Source organism: Pseudarthrobacter sp. NKDBFgelt, assembly GCF_046097905.1.
Classification (GTDB): Bacteria; Actinomycetota; Actinomycetes; order Actinomycetales; family Micrococcaceae; genus Arthrobacter; species Arthrobacter polychromogenes.
This window is the reverse complement of the sequence record NZ_JBJURL010000062.1, coordinates 1-25,610: the sequence shown is the minus strand read 5'-3', so window position 1 is coordinate 25,610 and position 25,610 is coordinate 1. Positions and strand designations below refer to the sequence as shown.

At 67.4% G+C, this 25,610-nt stretch carries 22 protein-coding genes and 1 pseudogene; 17 read left to right on the top strand and 6 right to left on the bottom strand.

From position 1 onward, the window contains the following. From ACKAE7_RS15555 to ACKAE7_RS15535, 5 genes and pseudogenes are all read left to right on the top strand, one after another. A pseudogene (locus ACKAE7_RS15555) lies at nt 1–668 on the top strand (hypothetical protein); the annotation flags it as partial. A 1-nt stretch (nt 669) separates the two neighbouring features. Continuing rightward, nucleotides 670–2,751, top strand: coding sequence for a LuxR C-terminal-related transcriptional regulator (locus ACKAE7_RS15550; protein ID WP_408979678.1), 2,082 nt, complete (start codon nt 670–672; stop codon nt 2,749–2,751). Nucleotides 2,752–2,900: 149 nt separating this feature from the next. Then, nucleotides 2,901–3,641, top strand: a complete 741-nt coding sequence (locus ACKAE7_RS15545; protein WP_408979677.1) for an IniB N-terminal domain-containing protein — start codon at nt 2,901–2,903, stop codon at nt 3,639–3,641. A 54-nt stretch (nt 3,642–3,695) separates the two neighbouring features. After that, nucleotides 3,696–5,579: a dynamin family protein gene (locus ACKAE7_RS15540; protein WP_408979676.1), complete on the top strand. Its 1,884-nt coding sequence runs from the start codon at nt 3,696–3,698 to the stop codon at nt 5,577–5,579. Beyond that, complete coding sequence (locus ACKAE7_RS15535) at nt 5,576–7,063, top strand: dynamin family protein (RefSeq protein WP_408979675.1); 1,488 nt, start codon at nt 5,576–5,578, stop codon at nt 7,061–7,063. Before ACKAE7_RS15540 ends, ACKAE7_RS15535 begins: the two co-directional genes overlap by 4 nt. A 34-nt stretch (nt 7,064–7,097) precedes the next feature. Here ACKAE7_RS15535 and ACKAE7_RS15530 read toward each other — a convergent pair whose 3' ends face one another. Next, a complete protein-coding gene (locus tag ACKAE7_RS15530) occupies nt 7,098–7,490 on the bottom strand; it encodes a PLD nuclease N-terminal domain-containing protein (RefSeq protein WP_188812621.1) in 393 nt (130 codons plus the stop codon). A gap of 62 nt (nt 7,491–7,552) precedes the next feature. On the opposite strand from ACKAE7_RS15530, the gene ACKAE7_RS15525 reads away from it, so the two are divergent. Continuing rightward, nucleotides 7,553–7,864 (top strand): DUF4229 domain-containing protein, encoded by a 312-nt coding sequence (locus tag ACKAE7_RS15525; RefSeq protein WP_408979674.1) that lies wholly within the window; start codon nt 7,553–7,555, stop codon nt 7,862–7,864. Between the two features lie 30 nt (nt 7,865–7,894). Here ACKAE7_RS15525 and ACKAE7_RS15520 read toward each other — a convergent pair whose 3' ends face one another. The 4 genes from ACKAE7_RS15520 to ACKAE7_RS15505 form a co-directional block, all read right to left on the bottom strand. Next, entirely contained in the window at nt 7,895–8,776 is an 882-nt protein-coding gene (locus tag ACKAE7_RS15520; protein ID WP_408979673.1) for a 1,4-dihydroxy-2-naphthoate polyprenyltransferase, read from the bottom strand. 64 nt (nt 8,777–8,840) lie between these two features. Further along, nucleotides 8,841–10,028, bottom strand: a complete 1,188-nt coding sequence (locus tag ACKAE7_RS15515; RefSeq protein ID WP_408979672.1) for an AMP-binding protein — start codon at nt 10,026–10,028, stop codon at nt 8,841–8,843. Between the two features lie 13 nt (nt 10,029–10,041). After that, nucleotides 10,042–10,995 (bottom strand): 1,4-dihydroxy-2-naphthoyl-CoA synthase, encoded by a 954-nt coding sequence (locus ACKAE7_RS15510; protein WP_408979671.1) that lies wholly within the window; start codon nt 10,993–10,995, stop codon nt 10,042–10,044. 22 nt (nt 10,996–11,017) lie between these two features. Further along, entirely contained in the window at nt 11,018–11,458 is a 441-nt protein-coding gene (locus ACKAE7_RS15505; RefSeq protein ID WP_408979670.1) for a VOC family protein, read from the bottom strand. A 213-nt stretch (nt 11,459–11,671) separates the two neighbouring features. Between ACKAE7_RS15505 and ACKAE7_RS15500 the strand changes: the two genes are divergently transcribed. The 4 genes from ACKAE7_RS15500 to ACKAE7_RS15485 all read left to right on the top strand — a co-directional run bounded on the left by ACKAE7_RS15500 (nt 11,672) and on the right by ACKAE7_RS15485 (nt 16,659). Then, on the top strand, nt 11,672–12,946 hold the full coding sequence (locus tag ACKAE7_RS15500) for an ABC transporter substrate-binding protein (RefSeq protein ID WP_408979669.1): 1,275 nt from the start codon (nt 11,672–11,674) through the stop codon (nt 12,944–12,946). Nucleotides 12,947–12,949: 3 nt separating this feature from the next. Further along, entirely contained in the window at nt 12,950–13,894 is a 945-nt protein-coding gene (locus ACKAE7_RS15495) for a carbohydrate ABC transporter permease (RefSeq protein ID WP_188812635.1), read from the top strand. A gap of 2 nt (nt 13,895–13,896) precedes the next feature. Next, entirely contained in the window at nt 13,897–14,823 is a 927-nt protein-coding gene (locus tag ACKAE7_RS15490; protein WP_191035577.1) for a carbohydrate ABC transporter permease, read from the top strand. 90 nt (nt 14,824–14,913) lie between these two features. Next, nucleotides 14,914–16,659, top strand: a complete 1,746-nt coding sequence (locus ACKAE7_RS15485; protein WP_408979668.1) for a hypothetical protein — start codon at nt 14,914–14,916, stop codon at nt 16,657–16,659. Here ACKAE7_RS15485 and ACKAE7_RS15480 read toward each other — a convergent pair. Then, nucleotides 16,656–17,417, bottom strand: coding sequence for a CPBP family intramembrane glutamic endopeptidase (locus tag ACKAE7_RS15480; protein WP_377194283.1), 762 nt, complete (start codon nt 17,415–17,417; stop codon nt 16,656–16,658). The genes ACKAE7_RS15485 and ACKAE7_RS15480 overlap by 4 nt on opposite strands. A gap of 134 nt (nt 17,418–17,551) precedes the next feature. Here ACKAE7_RS15480 and ACKAE7_RS15475 point away from each other — a divergent pair, with 134 nt between their 5' ends. The 7 genes from ACKAE7_RS15475 (at nt 17,552) to ACKAE7_RS15445 (ending at nt 25,378) form a co-directional block, all read left to right on the top strand. Beyond that, the gene (locus ACKAE7_RS15475) at nt 17,552–18,526 is read left to right on the top strand and encodes a metal ABC transporter substrate-binding protein (RefSeq protein WP_408979667.1); all 975 of its coding nucleotides are present in this window, start codon (nt 17,552–17,554) and stop codon (nt 18,524–18,526) included. Beyond that, a complete protein-coding gene (locus ACKAE7_RS15470; RefSeq protein WP_408979666.1) occupies nt 18,523–19,266 on the top strand; it encodes a metal ABC transporter ATP-binding protein in 744 nt (247 codons plus the stop codon). The genes ACKAE7_RS15475 and ACKAE7_RS15470 overlap by 4 nt, the downstream gene beginning before the upstream one ends. A 2-nt stretch (nt 19,267–19,268) precedes the next feature. After that, on the top strand, nt 19,269–20,138 hold the full coding sequence (locus tag ACKAE7_RS15465; RefSeq protein ID WP_188812644.1) for a metal ABC transporter permease: 870 nt from the start codon (nt 19,269–19,271) through the stop codon (nt 20,136–20,138). A 201-nt stretch (nt 20,139–20,339) separates the two neighbouring features. Continuing rightward, nucleotides 20,340–22,046 carry an ATP-binding cassette domain-containing protein gene (locus ACKAE7_RS15460; RefSeq protein ID WP_191035574.1) on the top strand — a complete coding sequence of 569 codons (1,707 nt, stop codon included), beginning with the start codon at nt 20,340–20,342 and terminating at the stop codon, nt 22,044–22,046. A 124-nt stretch (nt 22,047–22,170) separates the two neighbouring features. Next, a complete protein-coding gene (locus ACKAE7_RS15455; RefSeq protein WP_191035573.1) occupies nt 22,171–22,518 on the top strand; it encodes a molybdopterin oxidoreductase in 348 nt (115 codons plus the stop codon). Beyond that, nucleotides 22,518–25,046: a nitrite reductase large subunit NirB gene (nirB, locus tag ACKAE7_RS15450; protein WP_408979665.1), complete on the top strand. Its 2,529-nt coding sequence runs from the start codon at nt 22,518–22,520 to the stop codon at nt 25,044–25,046. The genes ACKAE7_RS15455 and nirB overlap by 1 nt, the downstream gene beginning before the upstream one ends. Beyond that, nucleotides 25,043–25,378 carry a Rieske (2Fe-2S) protein gene (locus ACKAE7_RS15445; RefSeq protein ID WP_104184636.1) on the top strand — a complete coding sequence of 112 codons (336 nt, stop codon included), beginning with the start codon at nt 25,043–25,045 and terminating at the stop codon, nt 25,376–25,378. Before nirB ends, ACKAE7_RS15445 begins: the two co-directional genes overlap by 4 nt. The last annotated feature ends 232 nt before the right edge of the window (nt 25,379–25,610 follow it).

Here is a 25,610-nt window from a genome sequence, read left to right as displayed (position 1 = left end):
GTGCCGGCGGCCCCACCTGCGGCTACGGCGCTGACGGAGGGCCCTTCGGAGACGTCCAGGTCCCGGTGGGAGGCATCGATTCCGGCATGCAGCGGGCCGCTGCGTCCCAGGCACCCGGCCCCGTGGCGGACGGGAAGGTGCCTTCCATCCGGTCCATCGAGAAGGGCGCCTCCGAAGGGCCCTCCGTCAGCGCCGTAGCCGCAGGTGGGGCCGCCGGCACCACTGCGCCGGGGGATCCGGCGACTACTGACGAATCAACGCCGACCGGGACGCCGACCACTGGCGGAGCGACCCCCACCGTTGATCCAACAACGACAGAAGCCACGGAGCCGGGCACGTCGAGCCCTTCGCCCACGGCATCTGACAGCCAGCCTGAGACGCCGACACCTTACGTTACGGATTCCGGTACGGGGTCAAACACGGCGGAGCCCACGCCGACGGAGACGACGGCCACACCAAGCGAATCTGGCCGATGGCTTAAACCGGTGAAAGGTTCGAAGTCGCGGGATCTCACGGCTTCCCCTTCGCCGACGGTCCAGGTATCGGCGTCCCCGACGGAAAACAATCTTGTCACCTCTGTGGCGGAGGAGTCCGTGGGCTCAGGTCCGTCCGGCACGTCCACTGCCACGGACACCGCCACGGCCACGACGACAATTCCGGCGGCCTGACATGGTCAGCTACCAGCCGCACACGCAAAAGACCGCATTCCGCCATCCGGAGCCGGACCATCAGGTGGCGGCACTGCAGAGCGCAGAACTCATGGCCAGCCAGCTCAAAGGTGAGAACGCAGCAGTCCGGGAACTGCTGCTGGCGTTGTCCGTGGGTTTTGCCCTGCCGGGACCGCTGCCTTCAGACCTGCAGCGCAAGATCGACGGGAACGGTGTGGAGAGCCTTGACGCCCTGGTGCAGAGGGCAGAGTCGTCAGGCCTGTTGACTCCTGACGGGGCCGTCGTCGGCCCGGCCCGGCACGCGCTGCTCGCCGTCGCCCCCACCACCAAGGTGCATGCGCTCCAGCGGGAGCTGGTGGGCGTCTACGCGGCCAACGGCCAGCCGCTGGGAGATCTCGCCCGGGAACTGGCGCGCACCGGACTTGCCGATCCGCGGGTGGCAACCGAGCTGGAGCATGCGGCGGACAAGGCGCTGGAGCGCGATCCCGGACTGGCGTACCAGCTCTACGATGAGGCCCTGCTGGCCGGCACCGACGAGAAGGCCACAGCGGCCCGGCGTGCCCAGGCCGCGGCGGCCAACGGCGACCTCGACACGGCCACCCGCATCGTGGACACCCTGTTGGGGCAGGACAGCCCACCGGACGTCCGCCGCGCCGCGGATGTGGCAGCCGCGGTGTGGGCCCAACGGGGAATGCTGGCCCGCGGAGCGGATGTCTACAGTTGGCTGGGCCCCTCCCGCATAGGCCAATCCGCGCCCCTTGCCGCCGTTACCCTGATCGGCTGCGGCGACCTGTCCGGTGCTGAAAACATCTTCGGGGCCGACGCGCCGCCCGCGTCGCCCACGCTGCTTGCCGCCACCCTTGCCCACCTTGGAAGAGGCATCCTCCAGTCCCTGGCGGGGGACCCGCACCAAGGACTCCAGACCCTGATCCACGCCTCAGACATGCTGAACGCGGGGGGTGCTGCGCTTCCCCTGCCGGAGACTCCGGCTGCACTGGCGGCGCTGGTGGCGCTGCACAGCGGAGAGCCGAACCTTGCGGAAACAATCTGCCGGTCCGCGGCCGCCGCCGGGCAGGGAGGCGATACCGTCAAACCGCGCCTCTTCCTGCTGCAGGCGTGGTCAGCGATGATGCAGGACAGGCTCGAGGATGCCCGGCTCGCGATCAATGAGGCATCCAAAGCGAACCACTGGCCGCTGGTGCCGCGCGATGAATTCCTCTGTTCGGCCCTGGAAGTGGGCCTTGCCCGGCGCAACGCCGATTTCCCCGAGCTCATCAAGGCCTGGGAACGGGCGCGCGAAGCGACGCTTCACACCGCCGTGGACCTGTACAGCCTGCTGCCCTGGGGGGAGCTCATGATCGCAGCCGCCCGCCTTCGGGAGGGCCGCAGGGTTGCCCCGTACCTCAATGACGCATGGGACCTCCTGGAGCGCCTGGGCAATCCGCCGCTGTGGGCCGTGCCGCTGCACTGGGCTGCCGTCCAGGCTGCCCTGTTGAACGAAAGCCCAGCCGACCTGGCACCGCACGCAGCAGCGCTCGCCCGGGCCGCAGGGCAAAGCCACCTGGCGGCCGTACTCGCGGCGGCCGGCAAAGCGTGGGTAACAGTTCTGGCCGAGAGGTTCCGTCCTGATGACGTCGAGGCGGCGGCACGGGGCCTGGGGCTGGTGGGAATGCCCTGGGAAGGGGCACGGCTTGCCGGCCACGCCGCGGCCCGGGCGGACGAGCGCAAGGACATGGTGCGCCTGCTCTCCTGCGCCCGGGAACTCCACCCACAGGCCAGTTCGGCGGGCCCGGGGGCTCCGGCGTCCTCCGAAGCCCGCAACGCTCCCCCCACCGAGGCAGGTAATGGCATGCAACCAGACGGCGCAGGGCTGAGCGAGCGGGAAAAGGAAGTGGCCCGGCTGGTGCTCGACGGCAAGACCTACCGGGAAATTGGCGAGGCCATCTACATTTCCCCGCGCACCGCTGAGCACCACATTGCCCGCATGCGGCGCAGGCTGGGCGCGGAAAACCGGTCGGACCTGATGGCCAAGCTGCGCCTTGCGCTTGGCCCGGAGAACCAGGCCCATGACCAGTCCCCCTAACACCCCTAACGGGGAGGTCCCCGGTTCCCCACCAGGGGCGCCGGCGGTAAGGGGGACCGGCCCGATGCCGGTTCCCCGCAAGAACAATAGGTTTGATCCAAGGCATCAGGGCCGGCGCACCGAAATGAAGACGATCTGAGGACCAGCACATGACAGTGGCAAAGGAAGTGGTCCAGTTCCTGATGGACATCTTCGGAGACCGCCAGGCGGCCCACGACTTCCTGGATGATCCCGAAGGCGTCCTGGAGAGGCACGGCCTGGCCGGTGTCAGCTCCGCAGATGTTGACGCCGCCATGCCGGTTGTCCTGGACTACGCCCCCTTGAGTGTTACGGCTTCCACCGTTGACCGGGAGATCAGTGCCGGCACTGGCCACGCCGGGAGTGGCTGGAGCCCGCTTCCCTCCGGCGGAGGCCACGACAACGACCACGGACAGGCGGTGGAGCAGCTCACCCACGTCGTGGCCAGCTACTCCTTCCCGTCCACACCGGATGACCGCGGCGCCACGGCGGACCAATCCCCGGCACTCAACATCTGGGCCGACGGCGACGTGGAGCAATGGTTCGACAACGACTCCGTGCCGGCTTTCGGCGACCCCGCCATCGGTGCCGGAACCGGGATGGGTTTTGCTGACATCCGGATCGACGGCCTCTTCGACCTGGACGCGGACAGCGACGCCGCGACGGTGGGCGCCGGCGGGGCCGTCCACCCGGCCACCCTGATCGACGAATCCTTCACCGAAGAGCAGCCGACATTCGTCGAGGTGGATGTGGATACCGCCGGTGCCGGGCTCGAGTTCACGGAGGACGGCGCGGCCACCATTGACATCGACAACGACATCGACGACGCTGACGCTGGGGAGGCGGCAGACTCCATGGACTTTGGTGCCTAGCAGCCGGACCCCGGTCCCCGAACGATATTTAAGGCGTAGTACAGAGGACAGGCTGTGGCAGAAGCAGGACCGGCACACCCAGCAACTCCGGTGACGGCCGGCCAGCTGATCCAGCTTGTGGAGCACGGACTCCAGCTCGTGGGCACCGGGGACCGGGAGGACCTCCGGAAACGCCTTGAGCTGGCATTGGGGAGGCTGAGGGATCCCAGCATCCGGATCATCGTGGTGGGTGAGTTCAAGCAAGGTAAAAGCAAGTTCATCAACGCCCTGGTGGGTGCGCCGGCCTGCCCCGTCGATGACGACGTCGCCACGTCCGTTCCCACGGTTGTCCGCTACGGGGACCCGGCCTCGGCAGCGATCCTGGTCCCCACCTCCGATGCGGACTCCGGCGATGACGGTGCCGTTGACCGCCAACCGATTCCCGTCGCCGACCTCCCGGCTTATGTTTCCGAACAAGGCAATCCCGGCAACAGCAAGAAACTCCTGGCTGCCGAGGTATGCCTGCCCCGCAGGATCCTCGCCGGCGGGCTCGTCGTCATCGATTCACCCGGCGTGGGTGGCCTCGGGTCCGCGCACACCCTGGCCACCCTCACGGCCCTGCCCACCGCCGATGCGATGCTCCTGGTCTCGGACGCCTCCCAGGAATACACCGAACCGGAGCTGCGCTTCCTGCGGCAAGCAATGCGGATTACTCCGAACGTTGTGGGGGTGCTGACCAAGACCGACCTCTACCCGGACTGGCGGCGGGTGGAGGAGATGGACCGCTCCCATCTCGGGAACGTAGCGCCCGGGATCCCGCTGTTTGCCGTCTCCTCCGACCTCCGCCTGGAGGCAGCACGCCTGCAGGACAGCGAGCTGAATGAGGAATCCGGCTTCCCCGCACTGGTTGCCCACCTCCGCAGCGGAATCGTGGAAGGGGCACAGCGGCTCCAGGGCCGCTCCGTGAGCCAGGACCTGCTCGCCGTCACCGAGAACCTGCGACTCTCCCTGCAATCGGAGCTTGAAGCACTCGAGAACCCTGGCGGCACACCCCAGATGATTTCGGAGCTGGAGGCGGCCCGGGCCGAGGCTGACGACCTTCGGAAACGGACCGCACGCTGGCAGGTCACCCTCAGCGACGGCATTAGCGACCTCATCGCCGATATGGAGTACGACCTCCGCAACCGTCTCCGCCACATCCAGCGGGAAGCTGAAGCCGCCATTGACCAGGAGGACCCGGGACCGGCCTGGACTGATTTTTCCAAGTGGCTGGAAGTATCCACCGCGGCCGCCGTCTCTGACACCTTCGTCCTCACCAGCGAGCGGGCGCAGTGGCTGGCCGGGCAGGTGGCTGACCATTTCGCCGCGGACGAAGTCCCGTTGCCGGTGATGCAGGTGTCCCATTCCGCCGACGTGCTGGATCCCGTGGACGCGATGCCGGGGATGGACCCCGGGCACGTCAACCCCGTGCAGAAAGTGCTGATCGGCATGCGGGGCTCCTACGGAGGGGTGCTGATGTTCGGGCTCCTGACCGGCATCTTTGGGATGGCGCTGATCAATCCGTTCTCCCTGGGTGCCGGTCTCCTGCTGGGACGCAAGGCATACCGGGAAGACAAGGAAGCGCGGCTCAAGCGCCGGCAGGGGGAGGCCAAGGCCCTGGTCAGGCGGCAGCTCGACGACGTGACTTTCCAGGTGGGCAAGCAACTGAAGGACCGCCTGCGGCTGGTGCAGCGCTCCATCCGCGACCACTTCACTGAGATAGCCGATGAGCACCACCGCTCCCTCGCCGACTCGGTGTCCGCGGCACAGAAAGCCGCCAATACCTACGCCCTGGAAAAGGACGCCCGCATCAGGGACATCAAGGCTGAGCTTAAGAAGGTGGATGCTCTCAACCGGTCCGCGCAGGCCGTTGCCGCCGAAGTATCCGGAACCATGATGCCGGCGGGCGGCCCCCGATGACTGGTTCAACAGTTGCCGATGCCGCTGGCCTGGTCCAGGAGGCGCTGGAAACCTACCCGGATGATCCGGCCAGCGTGGCCAGCCTCCAGCGTATTGCCCGGAGGCTCGCGGAGCCGCTGCGTGTGGCCATTGCGGGCATGGTCAAAGCCGGCAAGTCCACCCTGCTGAACGCGATTCTCGGCGAGGAGATAGCGCCCACGGACACGGGGGAGTGCACCCGGATCATCACCTGGTACCGGCACGGGCACACTCCCCGCATCACCCTCCATCCCACCGGCGGCGAGCCCAGGGTGCTGCCGCTCAAACGCGTGGACGGCCGCCTCGTCTTCGTGCTGGGGGATGTGGACGCGGCGGATGTGGACCGGCTGGAGGTGGAGTGGCCGTCGCCGGCACTGCGGAACATGACCCTGATTGATACCCCCGGCATCGCTTCGCTGTCCCGTGAGGTGTCCGCCCGCTCCACCGCCTTCCTGGCCCCGGCGGACACCGAGTCCGAGGCGGACGCCATCGTCTACCTGATGCGCCACATGCACGCAGCGGACGTTCGGTTCCTTGAGTCCTTCCGGGACACGGAAGCGGGCCGCTCGGGAACGGTCAACGCAATCGCGGTACTCTCCAGGGCCGATGAGGTTGGTGGCGGCCGCATCGATTCGCTGCTCTCCGCCGGAGAAATCGCGGACAGGTACCGCCGGGACCGCAACCTGCGGAAACTCGCGCTGGGCGTCGTGCCGGTGGCGGGGCTCCTTGCCCAAAGCGCGCGGACCATGCGCCAGCAGGAATTCGCCGCCCTCCAGCTGCTGGCGGGCCTGGACCGCGGTGACCGCGAGAAGGCACTGCTCTCGGCGGACAGGTTCATCCGGTCCACCATCCCGGAAGGGCTGGCGGCGGAGGCCAGGGCCTCGCTGCTGGCAAGGTTTGGCCTGTTCGGGATCCGGCTGGCCGTGGTCCTGATCTCCAGCGGATTCAATGAACCCACCCCGCTGGCCCACGAGCTGGCCCGGCGCAGCGGCCTGGATCCGTTGCTGGACCTGCTGGGCCGCCAGTTCCAGGCACGGGCCGAGGCGCTGAAGGCGCGCACGGCTTTGGTGGCGGTGGAGTCCCTGCTGCGCACCTCGCCCCGCCCGGGAAGCGAGCATCTGGCTGCGGCCCTGGAGCGGCTGCAGGCCAATGCGCATGAGTTCCGCGAACTGCGGCTGCTGGCCGTCCTGCGGACCACGGGCGTGCCGCTCAGCCCCGAACTGGCGGCGGAAGCCGAGGGCCTGATCGGCGGCCGCGGCGCTGCGCCGCATATGAGGCTGGGACTGGATGCGGACACAGCGCCCGGCGACATGGCTGACGAAGCCCGCCGGTACCTGCTGCGCTGGCGCGCGGTGGCGGAGAGCCCGCTGACGGACGGGCTGGCCCTTGATGCCTGCCGGGTTGTGGTCCGCAGCTGCGAGGGCGTGCTGGCGGAGTCGTTTGCCCGCCAGCGCCAACCGGCCTGAAGGACGGCCGGGGGAGTGCTCTCCCGGCGGAGACCTATTTCAGTCCGTCGTTATCGTGCTCGTCGGTCTCGTGCTTGTCTTTCCCGCCGTCGACGTCCTTGGCCTTGGCATCCAGCTCATCCTTGAGCTTCTTGAGGCGGGCGGCTTCCGCCTCCTGCCGGCGGCGGACCTCCAGGTTGCGGAGGAAGTCCGGGTCATCGTCCGGGGCGGTGGGATGGCGGTAGTCCTGCCGCTGCGGGGGTGTGCCGCGCGGCCGGCCGATCAGGAGCCAGAGGATCGCGCCCAGTACCGGCAGGACGATCATGACCACGATCCAGGCGGGTTTGGAAATTCCGCGGGTAAGGCGCCCGTCGGTCCGGATCACGTCGACGAGGCCATACACGAAGATGGCGAGGATTGCGACGGCCAAAGCCACACGGAAGAGCATGCCATTAAGTCTATCGTCAGGAGGGGCAGGGGCCGCAGGCGGGAGGCGGCTAAACTTGAATAGTGGCCTTTTTGAAATATTCCCTGATCCGCCTGGCTCTCTTCGCGCCCCTGTTCGTGCTCTTCACCTTCCTGGGGCTGGGCGCCCTCATGTCCGTCATCTGCGCGGCCCTGATCGCTTTCGCCGTGAGCTACCTGTTTTTCCAGAGGCAGCGGGACGAAGCCGCGGCGGCACTCCAACACCGTTTTTCCGGCAAGGCCAAGCCGCTGCGCTCCGCCGGCGAAGTCCAGGACGCGCACGCCGAGGATGCACTGCTGGACGCCAACCCCGACGTCACCATCAGCAATGATGCGAAGGGCCGCAAGCGCCCATAAGCCCCGCCACCCCCTGCAGGCTTTGGTCCGCTAGAAGCCCCGGCTAAGCACCAGCCCCAGTGAGAACAGCAGGCTGTAGCCGAGGTTGATCAGTCCGGTCTGCTTGAGGACCGGGATAAGGCTCTTGCGCTTGCGCCCGTTGATCATCAGCCACGCGGGCATGAGGCAGGCCGGAATCAGCAGCAGCACTATCAGCATCCACGGCCGGCCGGGAGCCAGGATCACCACCAGCAGGATGGCCACGGCCAGCATCAGCACGTAGCTTTCGCGCGCATGCTTATCGCCCAGCCGGACCGCCAAAGTCTTCTTGCCGGCCTGCATGTCCGTGGGGATGTCCCGGACGTTGTTGGCCATGAGCAGCGCGGTGGCGATCAGCCCGGTGCCGATTGCACCGATGATGGCGGGCAGGTTGATCTGCCCGGCCTGCGTGTAGGTGGTGCCCAGGGTTGCCACCAGCCCGAAGAACACGAACACGAACACATCACCCAGGCCCATGTAGCCGTACGGGTTCTTGCCGCCGGTATAGCCCCAGGCGGCCATGACGCAGCCCAGGCCCACCAGGATCAGCCACCAGCTCTGGGTGATCACCACCAGGACCAGGCCAAACACCATGGCGGCCGCAAACGCAACCAACGCCGCCCGTTTCACGTGCTCAGGGCTGGCCGCCCCGGATCCCACCAGGCGCAGCGGGCCCACGCGGTCATCATCGGTCCCCCGGATGCCGTCCGAGTAGTCGTTGGCAAAGTTCACCCCCACCTGGAGCATGAGGGCCACCAGCGCCGCGAGGATGGCGTTGAACAGGAGGAACGAACCCATCTCGTAGGCTGCGGCGGAGCCGATCAGCACCGGCGCAATCGCTGCGGGCAGCGTCCGGAGCCGGGCGCCTTGGATCCATTGTGCGGCTGTAGCCACGTTAAGTACCTCGCGTGTGTTGGGGGCTGCAGGAGGGGGCCCTGCCGGGTGGTGCAGGTCTACTTTACTTTCCCTGGTGCCGGGCTTTGAGTTCTGCGGTCATGGCCAGGCGGTCCGGTTTGCCGTTGGGAAGCATCAGCAGCGCGGAGGCCGCCAGGACGGTTTTGGGCGCAAGGACCCCCAGCATCCGGTGCCACTGCTGTTCAAGGACGACGGCGGTGTCCCCGCCTTCCGCGCCCGGAGCCGAAGCCGGCGCGGGGTCCGCCAGCGCAACGTAGGCCGCCACGGCCTGGCCCCACTCGGCGGAAGGCACCCCTGCCACGAAAGCCGCCGCGACGCCGTCGGACTTCTCCAGCTCTTCCTGCACGTGCGCGGCGGAAACCTTCACGCCGCCGGTGATGATCACGTCGTCGGCCCTGCCCAGCACGGTCAGCCGGCCGTCGTCGTCAATGCTGCCGAGATCGCTGGTGCGGTACCAGCGCACGCCGTCCTCCTCGAAAAACGTGTCCGTGCTCTCCGGCGACTCGAGGTAGCCCGCAGCGATGGTGTCCCCGCCCAGCAGGATGCGGCCGTCCTCCTCGACCCGGACCGAGACGCCCTCCAGCGGGAAACCGTCGTACACGCAGCCGCCGCAGGATTCGGCGGAACCGTAGGTGGTGATCACCCGCACTCCGGCCTCGCGGGCGGCGGCCAGCAGGGATGCCGGCGCGGGGGCGCCGCCCAGCAGGACGGCGTTGAAGCGGCGGAGCGCGGCCAGGGTCTCCGTCGACGGAGTGTCGAGGAGCCGCTGCAACTGGGTGGGGACCAGCGAGGTGAACCGGATTTTGTCCGTGAGTTCCTGGGCCGCGGCGGTGAAGGCCTCGGGCGTAAAGCCGTGGGACATGTCCATGACCCACGGGCGGGTGCCCGCGAACAGGGAGCGCACCAGCACCTGGATGCCCGCAACGTACTGCACGGGCAGCGCCAGGAGCCACTGGCCTTCGCCCTTGAGCGCCAGGGCCGTAGCCATCGAGGACGCCGCCAGCGACTCGACGGTCAGCACGGTGGCCTTGGGCGCGCCCGTGGAGCCGGACGTACGGACCACGGCCACCGCGTCATCGCAGCCCGGAGTCTCCACGTGCCCCACCACCAGGGCGCCGTTCTCGCCGATGGAGAGTTCGACGGCGGGTCCCTCGCCATGGAGGGCGGCGGCCAGGGCTGTCAGGGCCGGCTCGATGTTGATGGGGCCGGCGGCTTTCGCTGGAGTATTCATGTTCCGCTCCTGCCTAGAAGTAGTGCGGGAAGGTGGACCAGTCGGGCTCGCGTTTTTGCAGGAAGGCTTCCTTGCCCTCCACCGCCTCATCCGTCATGTACGCAAGCCGCGTGGCCTCCCCGGCGAACACCTGCTGCCCGGCCAGGCCGTCGTCGGCAAGGTTGAAGGCGAACTTCAGCATCCGGATGGCCTGCGGCGACTGCCGTGCGATGTCCGCCGCGTATTCCAGGGCCACCTCTTCGAGCCGTTGGTGGTCCACGGCCTCGTTGACGGCACCCATCCGAACCATGTCCTCAGCGGAATATTCGCGGGCAAGGAAGAAGATCTCGCGCGCTGCCTTCTGCCCGATCTGGCGGGCCAGCAGGGCCGAGCCGTAGCCCGCGTCGAAACTGCCCACCGTGGCGTCCGTCTGCTTGAACTTGCAGTGCTGGCGGGACGCGATGGTGAGGTCCGCCACCACATGCAGGGAGTGCCCGCCGCCGGCCGCCCAGCCGTTGACGACGGCGATGACCACTTTGGGCATGGTCCGCATGAGCCGCTGGACCTCCAGGATGTGGAGCCTGCCGGCGCGGGCAGGATCGATGGTTTCCTGGGTCTCGCCGTCAGCATAGCGATAGCCGTCCCGGCCCCTGATCCGCTGGTCTCCCCCCGAGCAGAACGAGTGTCCGCCGTCCTTGGCGGAGGGGCCGTTGCCGGTGAGCAGGACGGTGGCCACGTCGGGCGACATCCGGGCATGGTCCATGGCCCGGTACAACTCGTCCACGGTGCCCGGCCGGAACGCGTTGCGCACCTCGGGCCGGTTGAACGCAATCCGGACCGTGGGCAGGTCACGCAGCCATTCGCCGTCGGAATCCCGCTCCACCTGCCGGTGGTAGGTCATGTCCTGGAAGTCCTCGAAGCCGGACACGGTGCGCCAGCGGGAGGGGTCGAAGACGTCGGACACCTGGGCGGGGATCTGTTTGCTCACCGTCCAAGTCTAGTAATCGGCCTCAGCTGATGCAGAACTCGTTGCCTTCGGGGTCCGCCATGGTGTGCCAGGAGTGCGGCCCCTGGCTGGCCGTCCACAGGAACGTGGCGCCCCGGGCCTCAAGTTCCCGGCGGACCTCATCCTTGTCCCGGCCGGCCAGGTTGATGTCCCAGTGCACGCGGTTCTTCACGGTTTTGGCCTCGGGCGCCGTCTGGAAGAGGAGGCGCCGTTCCGGCGCCTTGGACTCGAGTTCCTCCATTGGGCGGATCGCGCAGCCCTCGCGCCACACCAGGTTGCCCCGGTGGGTCATGGTCATGTCCTCCGTGGCGAAGCCCTGCTCGATCATGGAGCGGATGAAGGCGGCGTCCTGGGGCTCCACGGACCACCTGAGGGTTTCAGCCCACCAGTCGGCAAGCTCGTGCGGACGGGTGCAGTCGATGACTATCTGGATGTTCAGTCCCATCCCACCAAGGTACGGTGGCACGTGCTGCCGTGGAAGGCCCGGCAAGGATTGTATAACGATAGAAAGTTCTCTTGACACATTGTCATGACATAAGTCACAGTTGGGCGGAAAGGCTTTTCCCTTCCGGATTGTTTCCCCGGCGGGCAACGCCACCACTTTCACCCAGGGCCGCCAACGGAGGGCCCGGAGCCCAGCGAGAGACAGGACAGACCATTGTCAGAGAAGACAAGAATCTCCAGCATCAGCCGCCGCCAGTTCGGACTGACGGCGTTCGGACTCTCGGCCCTGGCCACGGGGCTTACGGCCTGCGGCGGCAGCAGCGGAGGCGGATCGGAAGGCGGCGCAAAAACCCTGCAGCTGGTCCTCTCCGGTGACACCAACCAGGGCGGCGCCTTCGCGGCCGCGGCCAAGAAGTACCAGGAAGCCACCGGCATCACCATCGAGGTGGTGGACGTTCCCACCGCGGATATCACCACCAAGCTCAAGAACGCGGCCACGGCCAATGACCTCCCGGCCCTGGCCCGCGTCACCGGCCTGGATCCGCTGTGGGTCAACCAGCTCCAGGACCTCTCGGACATCGCCCAGTCCCGCGGAATCGACCAGAACTTCCTGCAGGAGTCGCCGGACGGCATCATTCCCGCCATCCCCTCCGACCTCACCGCCGTGGGCCTGTTCGTCAACAAGAGCCTGTTCGACAAAGCCGGTGTCAGCTACCCCACCGACATTGCCCAGGCGTGGACCTGGGACGAGTTCGTGGCCGCGGTCAATGAGGTCCGCGAGAAGGCCGGCGCCAAGTACGGCTTCGTGATGGACCGCTCCGGCCACCGCCTGCGCGCCATGATGTACGAGTTCGGCAGCACCGCCTTTGCCAAGGAAGGGGACAAGTACTCTGCGGACGACGAGGCCGTGGAAACCCTGGAGTACTTCCAGAAGATCAACGATGACCAGACCATGCCCAAGTCGGTCTGGCTCAGCGGCGAGGACGGCAACGCGATGTTCAAGAGCGGCCAGGTTGCCGCGTACTACTCCGGCAGCTGGCAGGTGGCGGACTTCAACAAGAACATCAAGGACTTCGAGTGGCTGTCCGTGCCGCTGCCCAAGAAGGAAGTCAGCGCCACCAACCTCGGCGGCGGCTTCATGATCGCCTTCAAGGACACCGGCGCCGACGAGGAAGCCAAGAAGTTCATCGACTGGTTCTACGAGGACGCCAACTACACCGAGTTCGCCAAGCTGGGCGGCTACCTGCCGGTGAAGGACCTGCATGTGGAGTACCCGTTCCAGCAGGCCTCCTTTGAGCTGTACCAGAAGCAGATCGCCGGCAACGAGGCCAAGGGGGACAACGCCATCAAACGCGTGGTGGCCGAGGCCTACGCGGAAACCCCGTTCTCCGGCGACCCCCTGCGCGAAGAGACCGTCAAGATGCTCTCCGGCAGCCAGGATGCCAGGACCACGGTGGACAACATCGTGAAGCTCTACAACGGAGCCTGATCCGTGGCCAACCCAACCATGAGCACCACGGTGGCGCCGCGGGCACCGGAACCGGGCGCAGTCCGGAGCAAGTCCCAGCAGAAGCGCCGGAACCGCTACGTCATCGCACCGCTGGTCCTCATCGGCGTCAACGTGGTGCTCTTCCTGGTCTTCTTCGTCTGGCCCGGAGCGCTGGGGCTGCTGTATTCCTTCACGGACTACCGCGGCGTGGGCAAGCTGAACTTCATCGGCCTGGCCAACTTCCAGAAGCTCTTCGCGGACGGCACCTTCTACGCCGCACTGGGCAGGACCTTTGTGTACACGGTCCTGTCCGTGCCGCTGATCTACGTCTGCTCCCTTGGGGTAGCCGCGCTGCTGGTCAGCAAGGCAGTCCGAGGACGCACCGCGGCCAAGATCGTCATTTTCCTGCCCTGGCTGATTTCACCCATCGTGGTGGGCGTCATCTGGAAGTGGATGTTCGGCCAGGACTTTGGGTTCGTGAACTTCCTGATCACCAGTGCCGGCGGCAGCGCGGTCCCATGGTCCAGCAATGGCAACCTGGCCCTCACGGTGGTCATTTTCGCCTCCGCATGGGGCGGGACGGCCTTCAACATGCTGCTCTTCATCGCGGCCCTGAAGAACATCCCGGAAGCCCTGCTGGAGGCAGCGGAACTGGATGGCGCCAACGCGTGGCAGCGCTTCCTGAACGTCACCCTCCCGGGCATCGCGCCGACGTCGTTCATGGTCATCCTGCTCTCCACCATCCATGCCATGAAGGAATTCGCCATGATCCAGGCCCTGACCAACGGCGGCCCCGGAACGGAGAACACCCTGATCGTGCAGTACATCTACAAGACCGGCTTCGAGCAGTCCAAGGTGGGGTACGCCAGTGCCGCCTCCATGGTGCTGATGGTGGTCCTGCTGGCGATCGCCCTCATCCAGCTGCGCTTCAACCGGAAGAAGGCCTGACCATGGCAACAGCAGCCAACCTCCCTCCCGCCATTGCGGAGGAATCCGCCCTGGGAGCCGAGAAGGTGGACTCCGCCAGGGGCAGGCGGGGCCCCCGTAGCAACCGGGAAGGCCGGGCCAGGCTGTCCGTCCCCCTCACCGTGCTCATGTGGGTCATCGCGGCAATCTACGCACTGCCGCTGCTCTGGTTCCTCCTCAGCTCCTTCAAGCCGGGCAGCGAACTGTTCAGCTACCCGCTGTCCATGATTCCGCGGGAATGGACCTTCCAGGGCTTCGTGGATGCCTGGGAACGGGTGGACTTCGCGCAGTACTTCCTGAACACGGCAACGGTGGCCGTTGTCACCACGGTGCTCACGGTGTTCTTCAGCGCCTGCACGGGCTACGCGCTGGCCAAGTACAACAACGAGGGCACCAGGCTGTTCTTCGTGTGCATCCTGGCCACCACCATGCTGCCCACCGAGGTGATCCTGAACCCCACGTTCACGGTGATCCGCGATCTGGGCCTCTACAACTCGCTGGCCGGCATCATCGTGCCGTCCGTCCTCACCGCCACGGGCGTGTTCATGTTCCGGCAGTTCTTCCTCACTGTTCCGGATGACCTGCTGCACTCGGCCCGGATCGACGGCGCCAGCGAACTGGCCATCTTCTTCCGGATCATGCTGCCGCTCTCACGGCCCATCCTGTTCACGCTCGCCATTTTCTCGTTCCAGTGGCGGTGGAACGACTACATCTGGCCGCTGATCGTCCTCAACGATCCCAAGTGGTACACGCTCCAGGTGGCACTGCGCAGCATCGTGGGCGCAGAAAACATCGACTGGCCGGTGCTGCTGGGCGCCTCGGTGATCTCCATCCTGCCGCTGGTCCTGGTGTTCTTCGTCTTCCAGAAATACGTGCTCAACGCCGATGTCAGCGCGGGCCTGAAGGACTAGCGTCCTGCCCCGAAGCGCTACCTCACCAGCCTGCTCCGGGACACGACCCCGGGCAGACCCATGAAAGGCAACATCTTGCAGACAGCTTCCGTGGACGCAGCATTCCTCAACCGCGTGGGGGAGGCGGCGGACCAGTCCGTGCAGGCGCTGCTGGAAACGCACGACGCCGACGTGGCGGCCCTGGCGCACCGGCCCGCCATGGGCAGGCTGCTGGCGATGGTCACGGTCTTCACCGAGCCCGGCTCCCGCTTTTACGGTGCTGGCTTTCACGGGTCCGGCGGGCTGCGGGAGCCGATGGCCAGGTGCCTTGACCGGCTGGAACAGCTCCAGGGCCCCACCGGACTGTTCGATGGCACCAACCTGTGCTCACCGCCTGACTCCGCTTTCACGCTCAATGACGTGTGCCTTGCGCTGGGCCTGATCCGGGCCCTGGACACCCCGCCGGACCCGGTGCTGGCGGAGGTGGACGCAAGGCTCAGCGGCATCGTCTCCCGGGCTACGGATGCCATGGTTGCGGGCGGGGTCCATACGCCCAACCACCGGTGGGAGCTGTGCGCGGCGCTGGCGCAGATGGACCGGCTGCAGCCGCAGCCGGGCATTGCGGAGAGGATCTCGGAGTGGCTGGCGGAGGGGATCGACCAGCTGCCGGACGGGATGTACTCCGAGCGCAGTCCGCTGTATGCCACCGCCGTCACCAATCCGTCCCTGCTGGCCATCGCGGACAGTTCGGGACGGCCGGAACTGCTGGACCACGTCCGCCGGAACCTTACCGCGTTCCTGCCGTGGTTCAGCCCGGACGGCAGCGTGGAGTCGGTGTTCTCGCGCCGCCAGGACCAGTGGATGACCTTCGACGCCGCCCCTTTCCTGCACCTGTACCGGCGGATGGCCAACCAGGACGGCAGGGAGGACTTCGCCGCCGCGGCCACCTGGCTGGAGGGGCTGCCCCTGCATGAGCCGGCCAAGCTGCTGGCGCTGGCCCGGCTGGATCCCTGGCTGCGGGAGGCGCTGCCCGGACGCACCCCGGCAGAAGGCGCGCCGCCGTCGTCGGACATTTCATTCCACGCCGCCATGGCGCCGGCGGGCGCTGCGCTGGAGAGCTGCGGCGTGTACCGGTTCAGGGGCGCCGGAACGGTGGCTACGGTGTTTGGCGGCTGCGACGCCCTGGAGCCTGGTGTGGTGTCCGGGCTTGCCACGAATCCCACCTTCCTCCGCTTCGCCTACGGCGCGGCGGTGCTCACGGACCTGAGGTTGTCGCGCAGCTTCTTTGACCTGGGGCCCTTCCGCAGTCAGCACACGGTGGCGAACGGAACTGCCGTGACCCTGTCCGAGGAGCTGGAGGCCAACTTCTACCTGCCGCTGCCGGCACAGAAGCGGCGGGCGGACGGCATCTACGCGCTGGAGCACGAGGGCCGGTTCAGCGCGGGCATGGACTTCGGCAGCCGCCCCACCGTGGTCCACAAGCTTGCCACGGACATTGCCGTGCAGGCGGACGGCGGACAGGCGGTGCTGGACGTCAGTTTCGGGGGCGCGGACACGGCCTTCGCCCTCGAGCTGACGTTCCGGCCGGGCGGAACGCTCGACGGCGTTGTCCCCCTGGGCGGGACCGGCGCCTTCCAGCTGGTGGAGGGGATGGGCCGCTACGGGGTGGGCGGGGACGCCATCGAGTTCGGGCCCGGTTTGCCTGCCGGCCCGGACACTCCGGCTGCCTACAACCCCGGTGAAAGCTACCGGTACCTGGCCGGAACCAACGCGTCCGGAGGCGTGAGGGTGTACATCACCGGGCGCACCCGCGGCAGCCACCGGTTTACGCTGCGCGGCGTGCCCCGGGATTCCTAGGGCTGGACCTGCTGGAGCTGTTCGAAGACCTCCGGCGGGATGGCGTAGATGAACACCACGGCCAGCAGGTTCTTAGCGGCGTGCACAAAGTAGGCGAACATCAGGTTCTTCCCGGTCCACACGTAGACGAACACCAGCGTGGCGCCCATGGCCAGGTAGGGAAGCAGCGCGGTGAAGGTGACCGCTTCCTGGCCCACGATGTGAAGGGCCGCGAACAGCACCACGGACAGGGCGCAGCAGATCCAGATGTTCACCCGCCGGCTCAGCTTGCCGATCAGCAGGTGGCGGAAGATGTATTCCTCCACGAACGGTCCCACCACCACCAGCAGCGGGACCATCAGCCAGGCCGGGATCTGCTGGGCCAGTTCCTGCAGTCCCGCCTGGTTCTGTGACGTCTGGGCCTCGCCGCTCAGGGCCACCACCACGGCGGTCAGGATCATCATGGCAATCACCGCGGCCGGGACCATCAGCAGCGTGAACCAGGGCCGGGTGGCCAGCACCCTGAGGTCACGGCCCACCACCTTCCGGGCTGCCAGCACAGCGAGTATGCCCACGGAGGCATAAAAGAGCAGGTTGACGGCGTAGGAAGCTGCCGCCGGGCTGGGAGCTATCTGGCGCAGGAAGGGAGCCAGCAGCTCACCGGCCACGGCAAAAAACCCTGCGATGGCCACATAGGTGATGAGGGTGGCGAAATCCAACGGCTTGAAGCGGTACAGCTCCGGCTGCGGTGCGGGTGGTATTCGGTGGGCGGTAGCCATAGCTTCAGCCTAGCCTCAAACTGGGTAGCGCTAAGTGTCGTTCTGGAGCCTGAAAACGACACTTAGCGCTACCTGGTTGGGGGTGGGCCGGGGTGCGTTGCTGGCCGAAACGTGCTTCCCGTAGAATCTTCGGTATGCCTAAATTTATGTTTCGGTGCGCCAAAGTAGCCGCCCGGACCCGACCCGGGCGGACGGGGCGTCTCCGCGCCGCAGCCGTGGCCGCCGTCGTGCTTTCCCTCTTGCTGACCTCCTGCGGCGGGGGAGCTTCAGGCAACGGAGACGGCAAGCCCGTGGTCCTGACCACCTTCACCGTGCTGGCGGACATCGCCCGGAACGTCGCGGGGGACAAGCTCACGGTCGAGTCCATCACCAAGGCCGGCGCTGAGATCCACGGCTATGACCCCACGCCGGGCGACATCCGGAAGGCCTCAAAAGCCGACCTCATCCTGGACAACGGACTCAACCTGGAAGCATGGTTCGGGCAGTTCGTTGAGGGGCTGGACGTGCCGCATGCCGTGGTCAGCGAGGGCGTGGAGGTGATGTCCATCAGCGAGGACTCATACCAGGGCAAACCCAATCCGCACGCGTGGATGTCGCCGGTGAACGTGCAGACCTACGTGGACAACATGGTCCGGGCGTTCAGCGAACTGGACCCGGACAATGCGGCCGCCTTCGCCGCGAACGGGGATGCCTACAAGGCCGAACTCCAGGCTGTGCAGGACCAGATGACCGCCAGTCTGGCCGGCGTCCCGGAGAACCAGCGGGCCCTGGTCACGTGTGAGGGCGCATTCTCCTACCTGGCCCGCGACGCCGGGCTGAAGGAGGTCTACATCTGGGCTGTCAATGCCGAGCAGCAGGCCACTCCGCAGCAGATCACCCGGGCCATCGAGTACGTCAAAACCAACAATGTCCCCGCGGTGTTCTGCGAATCCACCGTGTCCGATGCTCCCATGCAGCAGGTGGTGGAAGCCACGGGCGCCAGCTTTGGCGGCACGCTCTACGTGGACTCACTCTCGGAAGCGGACGGACCGGTCCCCACCTACCTTGACCTGATCCGGCACGACGCCGAGGTCATTACCAGCGCCCTCACCGGCGGTGCAGGGTCATGAGCACCCCGGCCATCGCCGTCGAGAACGTCACGGTGCATTATGGCGAAGTCCTGGCCCTCGATGCTGCCTCCCTGACGGTGGACCCGGCACGGATCTGCGGCCTGGTGGGCATGAACGGCTCCGGGAAGTCCACCCTGTTCAAGGTGATCATGGGAATGGTCAAGCCCGACGCCGGCACGGTGCGGATTGGCGGGCAGCCGCCTTCCAAGGCACGCCGGGAAGGGGGGATCGGCTACGTTCCGCAAAGCGAGGAAGTGGACTGGCAGTTCCCGCTGTCCGTGCGCGACGTGGTGATGATGGGCCGGTACGGCCACCAGGGGTTCACCCGCCGGGCATCCAAGGCCGACCGCGCCGCCGTTGACGAGGCACTGGACCGGGTGGAGCTCGGGGATTATGCCGGCAGGCAGATTGGCCAGCTGTCCGGCGGGCAGAAAAAGCGCGCGTTCGTGGCCCGCGGCATCGCACAGGGCGCCACCATCATGCTGCTGGACGAGCCCTTCGCCGGCGTGGACAAGCGGTCCGAGGCCACCATCACCCGCCTGCTGCGCGAGCTCGCCTCCGACGGCTGCACCATCCTGTTGTCCACCCACGATCTCCATGCCCTCCCGCAACTGTGCGACGAAGCCGTGCTGCTGATGCACAAGGTCCTCATGCATGGCCCGCCCGAGCGGGTGCTGCAGCCGGAAAACCTCGCCATGGCGTTCGGCCTGGACGTGCTCAACCGGAAGGAAGCGGGCTGACGATGGAACTCCTCCTCGAACCCCTCAGCTATGACTTCATGGTCCGGGCCATCGTCACCACCGCGCTCGCCGCCGTCGTCTGCGCAGTGCTCAGCTGCTGGCTGGTCCTGATCGGCTGGTCCCTGATGGGTGACGCCGTCTCGCATGCCGTCCTGCCCGGCGTTGTGCTGGCGTACATCGTGGGTGCCCCCTTCGCGCTGGGGGCGCTGGTGTTCGCACTGATTGCCGTGACCCTGATCGGAGTGGTCCGCAACACCAGCCGGGTCAAGGAGGACGCCGCAATCGGCATCGTGTTCTCCTCCCTGTTTGCCCTGGGCCTGGTGCTGATTTCCGTCACGCCCAGCCAAACGGACCTGAACCACATCATCTTCGGCAACCTGCTGGGCGTGAGCATCCCGGACCTCATCCAGGTCCTGGTGCTGGGCGTTGTGGCGTTCGCCATCCTGATCCTCAAGCGGCGGGACCTTACCCTCTACGCCTTCGACCCCACCCACGCGCACGCCATCGGGCTGTCGCCCCAAAGGCTGGGGGCGCTGCTGTTGGGCCTGCTTGCCCTGACTTCCGTGGTGGCGCTGCAGACCGTGGGCGTGGTGCTTGTGGTGGCCATGCTGATCATCCCCGGCGCCACCGCCTACCTGCTGACGGACCGGTTCTCCCGGATGCTGGTCATCGCACCGGTGGTCTCGGCAGTCTGCTCCATCGCCGGCATCTACCTCAGCTATTACCTGGACACAGCCTCCGGCGCCATGGTGGTGCTCACGCAGGGTGTGGTCTTCGCCGTCGTCTACCTCTTCAGCCCGCGGCAGGGACTGATCGGGACCCGGCTGGCGAAGGCGCGGCGCAGGAAGGCCGCCGCGCTCGCAGCTGCCTGACTGCCGCTGCCGCTTGACTCGCCACCGCTTGACTCGGCCACTGCTTGACTCGGCCACCCGCGGCGGGCAGGCTGGAGCGATGAAGTCCTAGCCAGCAGCCGGCCATGCCGGGCTGCCTTCCCCAATCCAGGGCCGCCGTTGGGGACCGGAAAAATCCGGTCCACCCCGCGGCCACACTGCGGAACTTTGCGAGGACTTCCCGTGACTGAACACCTGACCCTTTCCGGCGTCTCCCACGGCTACGGCGACCGGCTGCTGCTGGACGGCATCACCCTAGCCATCACCCCCGGCGAACACGTGGCCGTCGTCGGCGAAAACGGGGCCGGCAAATCCACCCTGCTGCGGCTCCTTTCTGGCCTTGAAACCCCGGACGAAGGCACGGCGGCAATCCAGGGCCGGGTGGGCTACCTCGCCCAGACCCATGGCCTGCCGGAAACCTTCACCGTGGGTGCCGCCGTCGACGCTTCCCTGGCCGCCCTGCGTGCCATCGAAGCGGAGCTCGACCGGCTGGAGGCGGGGCTGGCTGACGCCGGCGACGACGAGCTGGAAACCTACGGCAGGCTCCAGACGGAATACCAGCTGCGGGAAGGCTACGCAGCCGAGTCCCGGGTGGAGGCTGCGCTGGACCGGCTGGGCCTGGGCGGCCTGGACCGGAACCGGGTGCTGGGATCGCTGTCCGGCGGGGAGCAGGAACGGGTGGCCTTGGCGTGTGTCCTGGCCGATCCCGCGGACATCCTGCTCCTGGACGAGCCCACCAACCACCTGGACGCCCGTGGAACGGCCTGGCTGGAGGACCGGCTGGCCGCCCACCGCGGCACCGTGGTGGTGGTGTCCCATGACCGGGTGCTCCTCCGCAAGGTGGCCAGCACCATCATCGAAGTGGATGCCGAGCGCCGCGCCGTGACCCGCTACGGCAACGGCTACGACGGCTACCTCCGGGAGAAGGCAGCCGAACGCGCGCGCTGGCTCCAGCAGTACCACACCTGGATTGATGCGATGGAGTCCGAAAAGCGGCAGGCCGAGACTGTTGCCGGGACCATGGGGTACGGGCGCAAGCGCGACGGCGACAAGATGGGCTTCGACTTCAAGGCAGGCACCTGGCAGAAGGCTGCCAGCAGCCAAGTCCGGAACGCCCAGGAACGCCTGCGCCGGCTCGAAGCCAGCCCCGTGGACCGGCCGCCGGTACCCCTGCGGCTAAACGTCGATCTCGCCGCGGACCCGGGTGTTGGGCCTTCCGGGTCTGCGCAGGACGGCGCGCCGGTGCTGGCTGTGCATGGGGTGGGCGTGCCCGGCAGGCTGGGAACCACCGACTTCCAGGCGGGCCCCGGCGAGAAGGTCCTGATCACCGGGCCCAACGGCGCGGGCAAATCCACGCTGCTCTCCATCCTTGCCGGAACCCTGGAACCGGCTGCCGGCTCCGTCACGCGGCCAGAACGCGTCGGCTACCTGCAGCAGGAACTGGAGCTGCCGCAACGGCCATCCCTGCGCCTGCTGCCGGCCTTCGCCGCGGGCCTCGGCGGCAACATCGACGAGCATGCCGAGGCCCTCCTCCGCCTCGGCCTCTTCCGCACCAGCGAGTTCCACGTGCCCGTGGGCAGCCTGTCCGCCGGCCAGCAGCGAAGGCTGGCCCTGGCCCGCCTGCTGCTGGGCGGCTACGGAACCCTGGTCGTGGACGAACCCACCAACCACCTGGCGCCCGTGCTGGTGGAACAGCTGGAGGCGGCGCTCGCCGGCTTCACCGGGACCCTGGTGATGGTCAGCCACGACCGTGCCCTGCGGGAATGGTTCGCTGCCTGCGCGCGGCGGAGCCGTGGTGAGGCCGGCCCGGAAGGCGCCCGGGCCGGGAACACCGGCGTCGGACGCTGGACCCGGTATTCCATGGACAAGGGCGTGCTCGCGTCGGTCTAGGGGCCGGCCCGGGAACCGGTGAGATTTGCGTTAAGCAGTCTTTACCGGGGGACCGGCAGGCGGAAACATCGGCGGCGGAAGATAGGGCCATGCCCGTCATTCCGCCGGCCGAAAGGATCTGCCCGTGATCACCAGGAACCTTTTCATGCAGGGCATCTACCACTTCCAGGGTGTGGGGATGGAGAAACCCGTGCCCCTGCACAGCGAGCTCTCGCACTATGTCCCGGACGGCGTCGTCAACCAGGCGCTGTACTTCCGCGGCGGAAACTCCAGCGGCGAACTCATCACCGTGGTGCTGATGCGCAACGGCGTGCCCATGCGGTACTTCCCCATCGGCGCCAAAAGCGACGTCCATGTCCCGCTGCGGGTGGTGGAAGACATCGAAGGCGGCTCCGCCGTCGAGCTCTACCTGGCCGCGCCGGAGGGCGTCAGCGGCTCCGTGGTCATCGACCTGGGCATGGTGGAGCACTGATGACCAGCGTGGCCGAACGGGCCCAATCCCGGCCGGACGGCCGGGCACGCAGCCGGGACAGCCGCCGGCGCCTGGTGGTCATCGGGAACGGGATGGCAGGAGCCCGCGCCGTGGAGGAGATCCTGGCCAGGGGCGGTGCGGAGCAGTTCAGCATCACCATGTTCGGGGACGAACCCTACGGCAACTACAACCGGATCATGCTCAGCCATGTCCTCTCCGGGGAGGAAAGCGATGCGGACATCTTCCTCAACCCGTTGTCCTGGTATGAGGACAACGGCATCACGCTCCACGCGGGAGTCCGGGCGGACAGGATCGACCGGTTCGCCAAGCACGTGTTTTCCAGCGACGGCAGGGTGACGCCCTACGACACCCTGGTCATCGCCACGGGCAGCCGCCCGCACCTGCCCCCGATGGACGGCCTTTACACGCCCGGCGGTTCGGTGAAGCCGGGTGTCTTCGGCTTCCGCACCATCGATGACACCCGCAAGATGGCCGAGCACGCCCGGCATGACCATCACCGGCATGCCGTGGTGATCGGCGGGGGCCTGCTGGGACTGGAGGCCGCCGCCGGGCTGCGCAGCTTCGGGCTGGGGGTGGACGTGGTCCACTCGGGCGGCCACCTCATGAGCGCGCAGATGGGGCCCGACGGCGGTGCGGTGCTCCGCCGGAGCGTTGAGGCCCTGGGCATCGGGGTACTGACGGGCAGCCGGACCACAGCCGTGCTGGGCAAGGACAGGGTGACCGGCGTCAGCCTCCGCGACCGCCCGGACATCCAGTGCGACATGGTGGTGGTGGCAGCCGGGATCCGGCCCAACGTGGACCTGGCCGTCCTCAGCGGACTTCCGGTGGAGCGGGCCATCGTGGTGGATGACAGGCTCCGCGTGCAGGACGAGGACCACATCTACGCCGTGGGGGAGTGCGTCCAGCACCGCGGTGAGGTGTACGGCCTGGTGGCGCCGCTGTGGGAGCAGGCGGTGGTGCTCGCAAACCATGTCACCGGTGCGGACACCAGCGCTGCATACCTGGGGTCGCGGACTGCCACCAAGCTCAAGGTGGCGGGGGTCGAGGTCGCCTCCATGGGCCTGCAGGGGCCGGAGCTGGACACCGACGAGCACATCGTCTTCTCCGAACCCAGCCGCGGGGTCTTCAAATCCATCGTGGTCCGCGACAACAAGATGGTGGGTGCCACCCTGCTAGGCGACAGCCGCAAGGTGGCGTTCCTGACCCAGGCCTACGACCGCGGCCTCCCCCTGCCCGAGGAGCGGCTTGGCCTCATGTTCGATCTCGGGACGCCCGGGGAGGACGTGGGCGTGGCGGAACTGGATGATGACGCTCAGGTCTGCAACTGCAACGGTGTCAGCAAGAAGGACCTGGCCGCAGCCGTGAGGGGCGGCTGCGCCTCGGTGTCCGGGGCCATGGATGCCACCCGGGCCGGGAAGGGCTGCGGCTCGTGCAAGCTCCTGGTGAAACAGGTAGTGGAGTGGGCGGCGGACGGGGCCGTGGAGGAGGATCCTGCCGCCACCTACTACGTACCGGGCATTCCCCTGGACAAGGCCGCATTGATGGCAGAGATCCGGAAACGCGGGCTCCGGTCCGTTTCGGCCGTGTTCCACGCGCTGGCACCGGGCGGCGCCGAGGACGCGAAGTCTAAAATGGGCCTGGCGTCCCTGCTCAAGATGATGCTCGCGGACCGGTACGTCGACGAACGCGATGCCCGCTTCATCAACGACCGGGTGCACGCCAACATCCAGCGGGACGGGACGTTCTCCGTGGTGCCGCAGATGAAGGGCGGCGTCACGTCCGTGCAGCAGCTGCGCCGGATCGCGGACGTGGCCGAGAAGTACAACGTGCCCCTGATCAAGCTCACCGGCGGCCAGCGGATCGACCTGCTGGGCATCCCCAAGGAGGACCTGCCGCAGGTCTGGGCCGATCTGGACATGCCGTCCGGGTACGCCTACGGCAAGAGCTTCCGCACCGTGAAGACCTGTGTTGGGAAGGACTTCTGCCGTTACGGGACGGGGGACTCCACCAAGCTGGGCGTCGAGATCGAATCCCGGTTCCAGGGCATCGAGTCGCCGGCCAAGCTGAAGCTGGCAGTCTCCGGCTGCCCCCGCAACTGCGCGGAATCACTGGTGAAGGACGTGGGCGTGGTGGCTGTGGAAGGCGGCCGCTGGGAAATCTACGTCGGGGGAGCGGCCGGCGCCCACATCCGCAAGGGCGACCTCCTGGCCACCGTTGACGGCCCAGAAGATGTGAAGGTCCTGACCGGCCGTTTCATGCAGTACTACCGCGAACACGCCAACTGGCTGGAACGGACCTACGCCTTTGTGCCCCGGGTGGGCATCGAGCATCTCCGCGCAGTGATTGTCGAGGACGCGGAGGGGATTGCGGCGCAGCTGGATGCCGCGATGCAGGCGTCCGTGGACAGCTACGTGGATCCGTGGAGCGAACGCGTGGATCCGCTGACGCCCGGCCAGTTCAGGACGTCCCTGCCGCTGACGGTCCTTCCGCAGGTGCCGGTCCGATGAGCGCCACCGGTGCGGCCGCAGCGTCCCACATCCTCGGCCCCGTGGACCAGGTTCCGTTGGGGGAAGGAAGGGCATTTGCGGTGGACGGCGAACAGGTGGCCGTCTTCCGGCTGCGCGACGGAACCGTGCGGGCGCTCGCGGCAGTCTGCCCGCACCGGGGCGGCCCCATCGCGGACGGCACCATCGACCGCCAGCAGGTGATCTGCCCGCTGCACCAGCACGCGTTCGACCTCACCAGCGGCTGCTCAACCACCGGCGCCGAACCGCTGCAGGCCTACCGCGTGAGCGTGGACGGTGAGCAGAACCTTGTGTTGGAGACGGGTGGGGTGTAGTGCGGGTCACGTAGCACCCCGGTGGGTCTTGTAGGATAGACGAGCCGCGCGAAGCTTCGGCGCCACAAGAGATTCCGCTCACATTCGGATGCCCAGAAGGCATTAATCCGAATTTGTGGGCGGAATCATGCGTGTTCCGGATGCGGCCAACCCCCCAACCCACAAGGAACAGTTGTGCCTCAAAGTACCCCCACAGATCTCCAGAACCCCACGGCACCATCCGCCGCCGTCG

Bases quoted from the DNA above. Each gene is read 5' to 3' on its own strand.
- ACKAE7_RS15545 (WP_408979677.1), top strand. From the start codon at position 2,901: ATGACAGTGGCAAAGGAAGTGGTCCAGTTCCTGATGGACATCTTCGGA.
- ACKAE7_RS15535 (WP_408979675.1), top strand. From the start codon at position 5,576: ATGACTGGTTCAACAGTTGCCGATGCCGCTGGCCTGGTCCAGGAGGCG.
- ACKAE7_RS15445 (WP_104184636.1), top strand. From the start codon at position 25,043: ATGAGCGCCACCGGTGCGGCCGCAGCGTCCCACATCCTCGGCCCCGTG.
- ACKAE7_RS15505 (WP_408979670.1), bottom strand. From the start codon at position 11,458: ATGGGACTGAACATCCAGATAGTCATCGACTGCACCCGTCCGCACGAG.
- ACKAE7_RS15490 (WP_191035577.1), top strand. From the start codon at position 13,897: ATGGCAACAGCAGCCAACCTCCCTCCCGCCATTGCGGAGGAATCCGCC.
- ACKAE7_RS15470 (WP_408979666.1), top strand. From the start codon at position 18,523: ATGAGCACCCCGGCCATCGCCGTCGAGAACGTCACGGTGCATTATGGC.
- ACKAE7_RS15550 (WP_408979678.1), top strand. From the start codon at position 670: ATGGTCAGCTACCAGCCGCACACGCAAAAGACCGCATTCCGCCATCCG.
- nirB (WP_408979665.1), top strand. From the start codon at position 22,518: ATGACCAGCGTGGCCGAACGGGCCCAATCCCGGCCGGACGGCCGGGCA.
- ACKAE7_RS15530 (WP_188812621.1), bottom strand. From the start codon at position 7,490: ATGCTCTTCCGTGTGGCTTTGGCCGTCGCAATCCTCGCCATCTTCGTG.
- ACKAE7_RS15465 (WP_188812644.1), top strand. From the start codon at position 19,269: ATGGAACTCCTCCTCGAACCCCTCAGCTATGACTTCATGGTCCGGGCC.
- ACKAE7_RS15475 (WP_408979667.1), top strand. From the start codon at position 17,552: ATGCCTAAATTTATGTTTCGGTGCGCCAAAGTAGCCGCCCGGACCCGA.
- ACKAE7_RS15480 (WP_377194283.1), bottom strand. From the start codon at position 17,417: ATGGCTACCGCCCACCGAATACCACCCGCACCGCAGCCGGAGCTGTAC.
- ACKAE7_RS15515 (WP_408979672.1), bottom strand. From the start codon at position 10,028: ATGAATACTCCAGCGAAAGCCGCCGGCCCCATCAACATCGAGCCGGCC.